We start from the raw sequence: 12,254 nt of genomic DNA, 5'->3' as shown, positions 1-12,254 counted from the left end.
CTGTCGTGAGCGCGCTTGAAACAGGCAGGCTGGTTGAGTCGCTGAGCGTTTTGCAGAGCCGGGCCCCCCGGTGACGGGGATCGGTCGTGTTGCTCGTCAAGCCTCTTCGCGCGTTCGGAAAGCGTCAATTCTGATCCTTCCCAATGCGCCCGGCAACTCGGATAATTTGCCCAGCCTGATGAACCGATTCCGCGTCTTCCAGACTAAAGCAGCCGCATCCAAGATCTGGGTCAATGCTGCTTGCCGATCGTGGCAACGACGCGATCGGCGACCTAGTGAGTGGACGTCCGCACGCGCGCGATCGTCTCGCGAACACCTGACCATGCGGGCTTCTCGGGCGCGAACTGCTTACGCAGGAAGGTGACGAGCTCTTCGACCTGCGCGTCGCTTATGCTATTCCCAAACGCGGGCATGTAGCCCAGGTCGCTCGATGCGGGCTCGGTGATGCCGTGAAGGATCACCTGCACGAGATTGTCCGCGGTCGCGCTGTGCAAATTGCTGTTGAGCGCCAGCGAGGGCCGGCTGCCGAACAGCGGCAGGCCGCCGACCTCATGACAGACGGCGCAGGCGCCCTGGTAAAGTCGCGCACCGGTGGAGGAGGCGACGGTGACTTGCGTTGCGCTCTCGAGTTTCGCGGCCAAAGCGGGCGCGTTTGCTACACCGTCATTGAACGAGCCGAGATAGACCGCCATCGCGCGGATGTCCTGATCGGGGAGGGCCTTGAGGTCCCGGACAACAGGCGCCATCGGGCCGGCCGCGACGCCGTGATAGCGCGAATGGCCGGTGCGCAAATAGGCGAACAGCTCGTCCTCGCTCCAGGGGATCGGCGCGTGCGAGAGTGACGTCAGCGGTGGCGCTTCCCAGCCCTCGGCGAATCCGCCGGCGAGATAGGCCTGGCGCTGCTCGGCGCCGAGCGCGTTGCGCGGCGAGTGGCAGCCGCTGCAATGGCCGAGACCTTCGACGAGATACGCGCCGCGATTCCATTGCTCGGATTTGGCAGGATCGGGCTTGAATTCGTTGGTCCGGTGGAAGAGCGCGTTCCACCCGGCAAGGAGCGGGCGGAGATTGAAGGGGAAGATGAGCTTGTTCGCTTGCGCCGTCGCGCGCACCGCGGGCTGCGCCATCAGGTAGGCATAGAGCGCCTGCATGTCGGCATCGTTGGTCTTGGCAAAATGCGGGTAGGGAAAGGCGGGATAGAGCTGCCGCCCGTCGCGATGCAGGCCGTCGCGCATCGCGCGCTCGAAGGCGAGATACGACCAGGCGCCAATCCCGGTTTCGACATCAGGTGTGATGTTGGTTGAATAGATCGTGCCGAACGGCGTTTCCAGCGCACGGCCGCCGGCGTTGAGCACGCCGTTGATCGTGGTGTGGCACTCCGCGCAATTGCCGAGCGCTGCGAGCTGCTGGCCGCGCGCGATGGTCGCGGCCGAATAGACCGACGCGTCGGGCCGGGCGATCGGCGCAATCGCTCGGCCCGGCAGAAGCGTAGCGCCGATGCCGATCGCTGCAGTGCAGACGGCCGCGATCGCAGCGAAAATGCCGGCGCCCTTGGCGAATGGATTTTCCCAGATGCGGGACGGCCGCGCAGCGGGCGCGGGCAGGACTTGTGGCACGGGCGATGTTTCTCCGTGCAATCCCCTGAGAATGCGCTCCGGCGTGAACGGCGGCTCGCGGAAGCGCACGCCGGTGGCGTCGAAGATTGCATTCGCAATCGCTGCCGCGCTCGGGACGGAGGCAGACTCGCCGACGCCGAGCGGCGGCTGGTCCTGGCGCGGCAGCATCAAGACGTCGATCTTGGGCACCTCGGGGAAGGGGATGATCGGATAGGCGCCCCATTCGCGCGCTGCCACCGCGCCGCGCTCGAACGAGACTTCCTCCATCAGCGCCCGGCTGGTGGACTGGATGACGTTGCCCTGGATCTGGTGGCGCACGCCGTCGGGATTGATCATCAGGCCGGAGTCTTGCCCGGCGACCACCCGCGTAACGCTGACATCGCCGGTGGTCTTGTTGACGGAGACGTCGGCGACCCAGGCCGACCACGCCGCGCCATAGCCCGGAAACTTGCTGTGGACATAGAGCGCATAGGCAAAGCCGCGGCCGTGCACGATGTCGCCGTCCTTTTCTTCACGAACCGGCCGCGGTGTCCAGCCCGCGCGCTCGGCCACCGCATTGACGAGATCGACGGCGCGCTGGTCCTTCAGATAGCGCAGGCGATATTCGATGGGATCGACGCCGGCCTCGGTTGCCGCCTCGTCGATATAGGATTCGTGCGCAAAGGTGTTCGGCAGCGCCGAGACGCCGCGAAACCAGGATGCGCGCACGATCGGTGGCATGTCGTGTGCGACCACGCGCATGTGGTCGTAATCGTAGGGTGGGATCGCGGTGCGGTCGCCCATTTGGAGTACCACGGGTTCGGGCGAGATGCGCCCCGTGAGGAGCAGCGCCAGCGTTGGTGCTGCGTTCGAAGGATAGCGCGTGGCGAGATCGTAACCGGCGATGCCGCCGTCGGCATTCAGGCCGCCGTTGACGTCAATGAGCTGCGCGGTGCCTTTGGGTTCCCAGGCGTGCTCCTGCTCGCGCGTCAGCTGGACCCGCACTGGCCGGCCGACCGCTCGTGACAGCAGAAGCGCATCCGCGCTGACGTCATCGGCGCAATTGCGGCCGTAGCAGCCGGCGGCTTCGAGACGGATGATCTCGACCTCGCTCTCGGGGCGCTCGATCAGCAGGGCGAGATCACTGCGCAGCACGTGCGGGTTCTGCGTGCCGGACCAGACGCGGACATTGCCATCCTGGAAATCGGCGACGGCGCAGGACGGGCCGATCGAGGCGTGCATCTGATACGGCCAGATGTAAGTGCGCTGCATCGGCTTGGCCGCGACTGATATCGCGGCGTCGACGTCGCCCTTGTCGATCAGTGTGCGGGGCGTGGACGGATTGGCGCGTAGCGCCCTCTCGACATCGGCGAGATCGGTCAGCGCCGGAGTGGGATTCCAGCTCACCTTGAGCTGATCGGCCGCGCGGATCGCGTTCTCCTCGCGCTCGGCGACGACGCCGACGAAATCGCCGATGCGAACGACGGCGACGAGACCCGGGATGTCGCGCACGGAAGATTCGTCGACCGCGATGAGGCTGGTGCCGACGAACGGGCCGGCATCAACGCCGGCATAGGGCGGGCGGACCACGCGGCCGTGCAGCATGCCGGGGAGGCGAACGTCATGCACGAAGGTCAGCTCGCCCGTGGCCTTGGCAGGAAGATCGACCCGCGGCATCGATTGGCCGACGATGGCGTAGTCGCTGACGGCCTTGACGGCGACGTCATCGGCCAGCTCGAGGCGGATGATCTCGCCGCCGATCAACTCGCCATAGCTGATGCTGCGATTATGGCCTCGGACGAGACCGTCCTCGATCTTAAGGTCTTCGGCCGGCAGCTCCAGCCGCTCGGCCGCGCGCGCGATCAGGAAGTGTCGCGCCTGGGCTGCGGCCTTGCGCAGCGGCACGGCCGTGATCTGGATGGTTTCGCTCGCAATCGTCGCGCCCTGGTTCGGCGCCACGGTTGTGTCGCCGAGTACGACCACGACCCGCGCAAAAGACACGTCCAGCTCTTCGGCGACGATCTGGCCGAGGGCGGTGCGGATGCCGGTGCCGAGATCGACATGGCCGTTATAGGCCGTCACCGAACCGTCGGCGGTGATCCGCACGAAGGTCTCGGAGGTGACCTCGTCCACCGTGCGGACGACGACGAGCGAGCCCCGCTCCGCTACGTTCGAAAGAGGTGAGGACATCAGTCAGCCGCCTCGACGAGCTGGCCCGACGCACGCATCACCGCGCGCAGGATTTCGACGTGCGTGCCGCAGCGGCAGAGATTGTAGCGCAGCGCGGCCAGCGCCTCCTGCTCGGATGGCTGCGGGTTGATCGCCAGCAGCGCCTTGGTGGTCATGATCATGCCGTTGAGGCAATAGCCGCACTGCGCGGCCTGCTCGTCGATGAAGGCCTGCTGCACCACATCGGGTTTGTCGCGCGTGCCGAGCCCCTCGAGCGTCACGATGTCGCGCCCAACGCATCCACTCACCGGAATCACACAGGAGCGTGCGGCGACGCCATCGATCAGGACAGTGCAGGTGCCGCATTCACCCAAGCCGCAACCATACTTCGGGCCGTTGAGGCCGAGATCATTGCGCAACACGTAGAGCAGTGGCGTCTGGCGCTCTGCCGTGACGTCGTGGATCCTGCCGTTCACGGTGAGGCGGATCGGTGCTTGCGTCATCCTCGTTCCCAAACCCTGCGGTCGCGAAATGTCTATGTGGCGACGATACCGTTTGTACACAAACGTGCAAGCGGCCATGCCGCAGTGCAGCGCAATTGCCCGCTTTGTGGACAAGCCTGGGAGGCAAATGCAGTTTTATGCGGCAGGCGCATCTTTTCGCGCGCGGCGCCGCTTGACAGCTCTCAGGACCGCGCGCAACATCGTTCGTATACGAATGATAACCGCAGTGTCTGCTGGCTCTCCCATGGTGATGGAAACAACAAGCGCTGCCACCGACAAGATCCGCTGCGATGCCTGTCCGGTGATGTGCTACATCAAGCCGCGCGCGGCAGGCGCCTGCGACCGTTATGCCAACCATGATGGCAAGCTCGTTCGCGTCGATCCCCATGTGATCCTGGAGCGCACCGTCTCGCACGGCGGCAAGCTCGTGCCGTTCAGCCGCACCGAAGACTGGGACGGCAAGATCGTCCACGAACCTTCGACCTTCGTGACGGCGATCGGCGCGGGCACGACCTATCCCGATTACAAGCCGGCGCCCTTCATCGTCTCCGCGGAAGTCGACGGCGTCGACATGGTGACCGTGGTCACCGAGGGCATCTTCTCCTATTGCGGAATCAAGGTGAAGATCGACACGGACCGCTACCTCGGGCCGGAGACCGCGACCGTGCGCGCGCAGGGCGAGGCGGTCGGCCACGTCACCACCAGCGAATACGGCTCGCAGATGCTGTCGCTCGGCGGCGTGCATCATCTCACCGGCGGCTCCAAGAAGGAGGGGCGCGTCACCTGCGACACGCTGATGGACCTTGCCAATTGCAAAGCGGTCGAGCTCACCATCGACGGCGGCGCCACGGTAGTGGTGCAGGCCGGTCGGCCACCTGTCGTGAACGGCGTGAAAGAAGAGCGCATGCGCGTCGGCTGCGGCTCGGCGACGATCGGCATGTTCGCCAAGCAATGGCAAGGCAAGGTCGACGAGGTCGTCGTGGTCGACGACCACATCACCGGCGTGCTCTCGGAGCACCAGGCCGGCAAGCTGCTCGACATCCCCGACAGCGGCATCAAGATGAAGGGCCGGCGCTCGACGCCCGGCCGCTATTTCCAGGTCGCCGATCCCGGCACCGGCTGGGGCGGCACCAATATCTCCGATCCGCTGGCGATCCTCGGTCCGTTCGACGCCAAGGAGGCCAAGCCGGGCCTGACCATGCTGATGGTCTCCACCACCGGCGAGCATTCTTCGTATTATGTGCTCGACGAGGCCCTGAAGCCGATTGAGACCGAGATGCCTGCCGATTTGAAATTCTCGGTCGAGCGCATCCAGGAGAATTGCGAGCCGGCCCTGTGCACGGTGCTGTTCATGGCCGGCGCCGGCGGCTCGTTGCGGGCCGGCGTCACTGACAATCCGGTGCGGCTGACTCGCTCGGTGAAGGATGCGCTGACGCGCGTCACCAGCGGCGGCGCGCCTGTCTATGTCTGGCCGGGCGGCGGCATTACCTACATGGTTGACGTGACGCAGATGCCGTCAGGTGCGTTCGGCTATGTGCCGACGCCGGCGCTGGTGGCGCCGATCGAGTTCACGATGAAGCTGTCTGATTATGCCGCGCTCGGCGGGCACATGGACTACGTGAAGCCGCTGTCCGAGGTGCAGAACGGTGACGACGTCCGCCAGCTGCCCTGGCAGAATCCGATCCCGGGACCGCGGCCATGACAAGACTCCCGCAAATTGCAATGCTGTCTGATGGCCGGCGGCTGCATTTGCAGGATGGACCGATTGACCTGATTATCGAGGCGAGGGGGCCCGCGCACGACGTGCAGGTGGCTTATGAGGCCGCGGCGCGCCGCTTGACCGGACTGCTCGACGAACTCTGTGCGGAACTGCCGGAGTTGCGGGCGGCTGCAGGGGAGCGGACGTCGCTCAGGAGCGTGGTCGCGCGCCGGATGCACGCGGCGGTCGCGCCTTACGCGTCCGATTGCTTCATCACCCCGATGGCCGCGGTGGCCGGAAGCGTGGCCGAGGAGATTCTCGGCGCGATGCTGGACGCTGCGCCGCTCGAGCGTGTCTATGTCAATAACGGTGGCGACATCGCGCTGCATCTCGGGCGGGGTGAGCATTTTTCGGTCGGCCTGATCGATCGGCCTGACGGCGACGGCGTGATGCGCACTCTGAGGGTCGATGCGAACGACCCAATTCGCGGCATTGCGACTAGCGGGCGTCATGGCCGCAGCTTTTCGCTCGGCATCGCGGACGCCGTGACGGTGCTGGCCGCAACCGCGTCGCAGGCCGATGCGGCGGCGACGATCATTGCCAATGCAGTCGACCTGCCGGGCCATCCCGGCATCATCCGGCAACCCGCCAACGAGCTTCAGCCAGACAGCGATCTCGGTTCGCGTCTCGTCACCCGCAATGTCAGTCAATTGTCACGAAAGGACATCGCCGCCGCGCTGGAATCTGGCGCGGAATGTGCACGGCAATTATTCGATCGCGGATTGATCGAGGGTGCCGTGCTCAGGCTTTGTGGTGATATGATCGTCGTCGGAACCAAGGATATAAGAGAGCAACGATCGCGCCCGCTGGCGCTGGAGAATGCGGTCGGTGCCTGAACAGGGAAGCGAAGCATGAGCGCGATCATTCGCAAGATCGTCACCGTCGTCGAAGAGACGCAGATGGAGATGGGTCGTCAGGTTTCGCCGCCGACCCGGCGCGCCGCGGCCATCGCCGTGATCGAGAATCCCTTTGCCGGCAAATATGTCGAGGACCTTTCGCCCTTGATCGCGATCGGCGAGGAGCTCGGCGAGCTGTTGTCGAAGCGCGCCGTGGCGGCGCTGGGCATCGACGGCGCGAAGGCCCAAAGCTACGGCAAGGCCGCGGCTGTCGGCGAGAACGGTGAGCTGGAGCATGCCGCCGCGATTCTTCACCCGAAGATGGGCGCACCGGTGCGCAAAGTCCTGAGCAAGGGCGCGGCGCTGATCCCGTCGTCGAAAAAGCGCAGCGGCCCCGGCACGACGCTCGACATTCCGCTCGGGCACAAGGACGCGGCCTTTGTGCGTAGCCATTTCGACGGGATGGAAGTGCAGATCAATGATGCGCCGCGCGCCAACGAGATCATGGTCGCGGTTGCCGTCACCGACAGCGGCCGTCCATTGCCGCGGGTCGGCGGGCTGACGGTCGCCGAGATCAAGGGCGAAGACGGTTTGCGATAAGACGTGACAAATTCAAAACTGGAGGTTGGGATGCGAGCAAGAAACTATTTTGTCGGCGCGGCGTTTGCGCTTCTGGCTGTCGGCATCGGCCATTCGGCCGTGGCGGAGGACATCAAGATCGGTGAGATCAACAGCTACTCGCTGCTACCGTCCTTCACCGAGCCATATCGCAAGGGCTGGCAACTCGCCGTTGAGGAGATCAACGCAGCCGGCGGCATCAACGGCAAGAAGCTCGTCGTCATCTCCAAGGACGACGGTGGCAAACCGGCGGACGCACAGACCGCGGCCAACGAGCTCGTCTCCAGCGAAGGCGTCGCGATGCTGACGGGCACGTTCCTGTCGAACATTGGCCTCGCGGTCAGCGACTTCGCCAACCAGAAGAAGGTGTTCTTCCTCGCGGCCGAACCGCTGACGGACGCGATAACCTGGTCGAAAGGCAACAAATACACCTTCCGTCTGCGCCCCTCCAACTACATGCAGGCCGCGATGCTGGTCGAGGCCGCCAGCAAGCTGCCGGCCAAGCGCTGGGCGACGATTGCGCCGAACTATGAGTACGGCCAGTCGGCAGTCGCGGTGTTCAAGAAGCTGATGTCGGAGAAGCGTCCTGACATCCAGTGGGTCGACGAGCAGTGGCCGCCGCAGGGCAAGATCGACGCGGGTCCGGTGGTGCAGGCGGTGGCGCAGGCCAACCCGGAAGCCATTCTCAACGTCACGTTCGGCCCTGACCTCGTCAAGCTTGTCCGTGAAGGCAACACCCGCGGCCTGTTTAGGGGGCGCGAGGTCGTATCCTTCCTGACCGGCGAGCCCGAATATCTCGATCCGCTCAAGGACGAGACGCCGGAGGGCTGGATCGTCACCGGCTATCCCTGGTACTCGATCAAGACGCCCGAGCACGATGCGTTCCTGAAGGCGTATCAGGGCAAGTACAATGACTATCCGCGCCTCGGCTCGATCGTCGGCTACCAGACCATCAAGGCGGCGGCTGCGATCATCGCCAAGGCCGGCTCGACCGACACCGACAAGATGATCGCGGCGGCTGAAGGCATTTCCATGCCCTCGCCGTTCGGCGAGATCACGTTCCGCAAGATCGACCACCAATCGACCCTCGGTGCCTTCGTCGGCAAGACCGCGCAGAAGGACGGCAAGGGCGTGATGGTGGACGCCTCCTACAAGAAGGGTGCGGACTATCTGCCCAGCGATGCCGAAGTCGAGAAGCTTCGGCCCAAGGACTAAGCGCCAGTGCCGTAGGGTGGGTTAGTCACGCAGATGCGCAAAGCGCATCTGCGTGACGTAACCCACCATCTTCGGTGCCCATACGAGAAAAAGGTGGTGGGTTACGCCGAGCCGATGCGCTCTGCGCATCTGCAGGGCTAACCCACCCTACGACTTCAACCAACCCGGACCGCCGATGGCCTTTTACGTCGTACAGTTTCTGACCGGTCTCGCCAGCGCAGCGTCGCTGTTCTTGGTGGCCTCGGGCCTGTCGATCATCTTTGGCGTGACGCGGATCGTGAATTTCGCGCATGGCGCCTTCTACATGATCGGCGCCTACATCGCTTTCACGCTGACCGAGCGCTTCTCCGGCGCGTTCGGCTTCTGGGGCGGGGTGCTTGCGGCGGCGCTGGCCGTGGCGCTGATCGGCGTCCTCGTCGAGATGGTGCTGCTCCGCCGCATCTATCATGCGCCCGAACTATTCCAGCTGCTCGGCACGTTCGGCCTCACACTGATGGTCGAGGATCTCGTGGTGCTGATCTGGGGCCCCGACGACCTCGTCGGCCGCCGCGCCCCGGGCTTCAAGGGCGCCGTTGATTTCTTTGGCCAGAACATTCCGAGCTACGACCTGTTCCTGATCGTGCTCGGCCCCGTCGTGCTCGGTGTTCTCTGGCTGCTGTTCCAGCGCACGCGTTGGGGTGTCTTGGTGCGTGCCGCGACCCAGGACCGCGACATGGTCGCAGCGCTCGGTGTGAACCAGAAATGGCTGTTCACGTCGGTGTTCGCGGTCGGCGTCTTCCTGGCCGCTCTCGGTGGCGCGCTCCAGATCCCGCGCGACGCCGTGCATCACGCCATGGATCTGCGCATCATCGTCGAGGTCTTCGTCGTCGTCGTGATCGGCGGCCTCGGCAGCATTGTCGGAGCGTTTGTCGCGGCCGTGCTGGTATCCGAGCTGAACGCCTTCGGCATCCTGATCTTCCCGAAAATCTCCATCATCCTGGTCTTCCTGGTGATGGCCGCCGTGCTCATCGTGCGGCCTTGGGGCCTGTTCGGCAAACCGGAGGCGGCCGCGCGCAAGACGCCTGGTCTCACCGTCAATCCGTGGCGGCCACTGACCCAAAACGAGCGGCTCGGCTCACTCGCAGCGCTGCTCGTTGCGGCGATGCTGCCGCTGTTCGCCGGCAATTACGCGCTGACCGTCGGCTCGGAGATCGCGATCTTCGTCATCTTCGCCGTCAGCCTGCATTTCCTGATGTCGGTCGGCGGGCTCGCCTCGTTCGGCCACGCCGCCTATTTCGGCCTCGGCGCCTATGGCGTCGCGTTCCTTGCCAAGATGGCGGGGCTGCCGATGATCGTTTGCCTCCTGCTCGGGCCGCTGCTCGGTTGCATGGGCGCGGCAGTGTTCGGCTTTTTCGCGGTGCAGCTCTCCGGCGTCTACTTTGCGATGCTGACGCTGGCCTTCGCACAGATCGTGTGGTCGATTGCGTTCCAATGGGTGAGCGTAACAGGCGGCGACAACGGCATTCTCGGCGTCTGGCCCGCGAGTTGGGCGGCGAGTGTGTCGCATTTCTATTGGCTCGCGCTTGGCATAGCCGCGCTCGTCACCATTGCGCTGCGGATCGCGGTGTTCTCTCCGTTCGGCTACGCGCTCCGTGCCACGCGCGACTCGGTGCTGCGCAGCGAGGCGGTCGGCATCAACGCCAAGCGCATCCAGTGGACGGCGTTCGTGATATCAGGCACCACCGCCGGCATCGGCGGCGCGCTGTTCGCGTATCTGAAGGGCAGCGTCTTCCCCGACAATCTCGGCATCTCGCTCTCGGTCGATGCTCTGGTCATGGTGCTGCTCGGCGGTGTGGAGACGGTGTCGGGTGGGGTGATCGGCGCGATCGTCTACAAGGCTCTCAACATCTGGCTGGTGAGCCAGACCGACCTGTCGAAACTGGTGCTCGGCGGCTTCATCGTGCTGATCGTCGTCGTCTTCCCCAAGGGCATCGTCGGCATGCTGGAGCTGCTGGCGCAGCGCCGCCGTAGGTCATCGCCGCCGGGATCGTCCCTGCTTGCCAAGCCGATCGAGTCCGCCGAATGAGCGTCGCACCCACACTTCTCGCGGTCGAAGGCCTGACCAAATCCTACGGCGGCATCCACGCCGTGCGCGGGGTCTCGTTCTCGCTGCGGTCAGGCGAGATCCTGGCGCTGATCGGGCCGAATGGCGCGGGCAAGAGCACCTGCTTCGACATGCTTAACGGCCAGAACCAGCCTGACTCCGGCCGCGTCCGCCTGCTTGGCGAAGAGACCACCGGCAAGAAACCGCGCGACATCTGGCGCATGGGCGTGGGCCGCACCTTCCAGATCACCGCGACCTTCGCCACGATGACCGTGCGCGAGAACGTCCAGGTGGCGCTGATCTCGCACGGGAAGCAGCTCTACAATCTCTGGGGTTCCGCACCCAATGTCGATCGCACCGAGGCGGGGCGCCTGCTCGAGTTGGTCGGTATGGGCGGCTACGCGGACCGCCCCTGCGGCGAGCTCGCCTATGGCGACCTCAAGCGGCTCGAACTCGCGGTGGCGCTCGCCAACGATCCAAAGCTGCTCTTGATGGACGAGCCCACCGCCGGCATGGCGCCACGCGAGCGCGTCGAGCTGATGCGGTTGACCGCTCAAATCGCGAAGGAAAAGTCGATTGGTGTGCTGTTCACGGAACACGACATGGATGTTGTGTTCGAGCATGCCGACCGCATCATCGTGCTCAATCGCGGCACGCTGATCGCCGAGGGCTCGCCGGCCGAGGTGCGCGGCAATCCGCAGGTGCAGGCGATCTATCTCGGCGAAGGCCTGCTCTATGAGGGCGGGCATCGCGAGGGGGCTTCGGCATGAAGTTTTCGGTGCAAGACCTCAACAGCCATTACGGCCCGGCGCACATCCTGTTCGACATCGGATTCGAGGTCGGCGAGGGCGAAGTGGTGGCGCTGCTCGGGCGCAACGGCGCCGGCAAGTCCACGACGTTCCGCTCGATCGTCGGGCTCGTCGCGCAGCGCACCGGCCGGATCACCTTCGAGGGCAAGGACGTCTCGGCAAAGCCGACGCACGAGATCGTGCGCGAGGGCCTCGGCTATGTGCCGGAAGAGCGCCGCATCTTCACTGATCTCACCGTGGAAGAGAATCTCGAAGTCGGCCGCCAGCCGAAGCGTCCGAACGCCCCGTACTGGACTCGCGAAAAGCTGTTCACGCTGTTTCCCAATCTCGGCGAGATGAAGAACCGCCCGGGCGGGCGGATGAGCGGTGGCGAGCAGCAGATGCTGACGATCGCGCGCACCCTGATGGGCAATCCGTCGCTGGTGCTGTTGGACGAGCCGTCGGAAGGCCTCTCGCCCAAGATCGTGGAGCAGATGGTCGATGCCATCCTGACCATGAAGAAGGAGGGCGTCAGCATCGTCGTCTCCGAGCAGAATCTGCACTTTGCGCGGTTGATCTCCGATCGCGCCTACATTATCGAGCGCGGCCGCATCTGCTTCGGCGGCACTATGGCCGAGCTCGACGCGCGTCCGGATATCCGCGACGCGCATCTGTCGTTGTGAGGGCGGGG

At 65.0% G+C, this 12,254-nt stretch carries 9 protein-coding genes; 7 read left to right on the top strand and 2 right to left on the bottom strand.

Annotated elements, in window-relative coordinates; translation table 11 throughout:
• Window positions 1-272: 272 nt before the first annotated feature.
• Together BM374_RS10555 and BM374_RS10550 are read right to left on the bottom strand one after the other, a co-directional pair.
• Entirely contained in the window at window positions 273-3,782 is a 3,510-nt protein-coding gene (locus BM374_RS10555; RefSeq protein ID WP_092291589.1) for a molybdopterin cofactor-binding domain-containing protein, read from the bottom strand.
• A complete protein-coding gene (locus tag BM374_RS10550) occupies window positions 3,782-4,264 on the bottom strand; it encodes a (2Fe-2S)-binding protein (RefSeq protein ID WP_092291587.1) in 483 nt (160 codons plus the stop codon). The genes BM374_RS10555 and BM374_RS10550 overlap by 1 nt, the downstream gene beginning before the upstream one ends.
• Window positions 4,265-4,508: 244 nt before the next feature.
• Between BM374_RS10550 and BM374_RS10545 the strand changes: the two genes are divergently transcribed.
• The 7 genes from BM374_RS10545 to BM374_RS10515 all read left to right on the top strand — a co-directional run bounded on the left by BM374_RS10545 (window position 4,509) and on the right by BM374_RS10515 (window position 12,246).
• Window positions 4,509-5,966: a 6-hydroxynicotinate reductase gene (locus tag BM374_RS10545; RefSeq protein ID WP_177248233.1), complete on the top strand. Its 1,458-nt coding sequence runs from the start codon at window positions 4,509-4,511 to the stop codon at window positions 5,964-5,966.
• Window positions 5,963-6,859: a UPF0280 family protein gene (locus tag BM374_RS10540; RefSeq protein ID WP_092291583.1), complete on the top strand. Its 897-nt coding sequence runs from the start codon at window positions 5,963-5,965 to the stop codon at window positions 6,857-6,859. Before BM374_RS10545 ends, BM374_RS10540 begins: the two co-directional genes overlap by 4 nt.
• Before the next feature lie 15 nt (window positions 6,860-6,874).
• Window positions 6,875-7,459, top strand: a complete 585-nt coding sequence (locus BM374_RS10535; protein WP_084803796.1) for an amino acid synthesis family protein — start codon at window positions 6,875-6,877, stop codon at window positions 7,457-7,459.
• 30 nt (window positions 7,460-7,489) lie between these two features.
• Window positions 7,490-8,692 carry an ABC transporter substrate-binding protein gene (locus tag BM374_RS10530; RefSeq protein ID WP_092291581.1) on the top strand — a complete coding sequence of 401 codons (1,203 nt, stop codon included), beginning with the start codon at window positions 7,490-7,492 and terminating at the stop codon, window positions 8,690-8,692.
• A 175-nt stretch (window positions 8,693-8,867) separates the two neighbouring features.
• Complete coding sequence (locus tag BM374_RS10525; RefSeq protein ID WP_092291579.1) at window positions 8,868-10,757, top strand: ABC transporter permease; 1,890 nt, start codon at window positions 8,868-8,870, stop codon at window positions 10,755-10,757.
• On the top strand, window positions 10,754-11,545 hold the full coding sequence (locus BM374_RS10520) for an ABC transporter ATP-binding protein (RefSeq protein WP_092291577.1): 792 nt from the start codon (window positions 10,754-10,756) through the stop codon (window positions 11,543-11,545). Before BM374_RS10525 ends, BM374_RS10520 begins: the two co-directional genes overlap by 4 nt.
• Window positions 11,542-12,246, top strand: coding sequence for an ABC transporter ATP-binding protein (locus BM374_RS10515; RefSeq protein ID WP_092291575.1), 705 nt, complete (start codon window positions 11,542-11,544; stop codon window positions 12,244-12,246). The genes BM374_RS10520 and BM374_RS10515 overlap by 4 nt, the downstream gene beginning before the upstream one ends.
• The last annotated feature ends 8 nt before the right edge of the window (window positions 12,247-12,254 follow it).

It is taken from the genome of Bradyrhizobium sp. Ghvi (assembly GCF_900115265.1).
In the GTDB taxonomy this organism is placed as follows: Bacteria; Pseudomonadota; Alphaproteobacteria; order Rhizobiales; family Xanthobacteraceae; genus Bradyrhizobium.
This window is presented reverse-complemented; position numbering and strand designations above follow the sequence as displayed.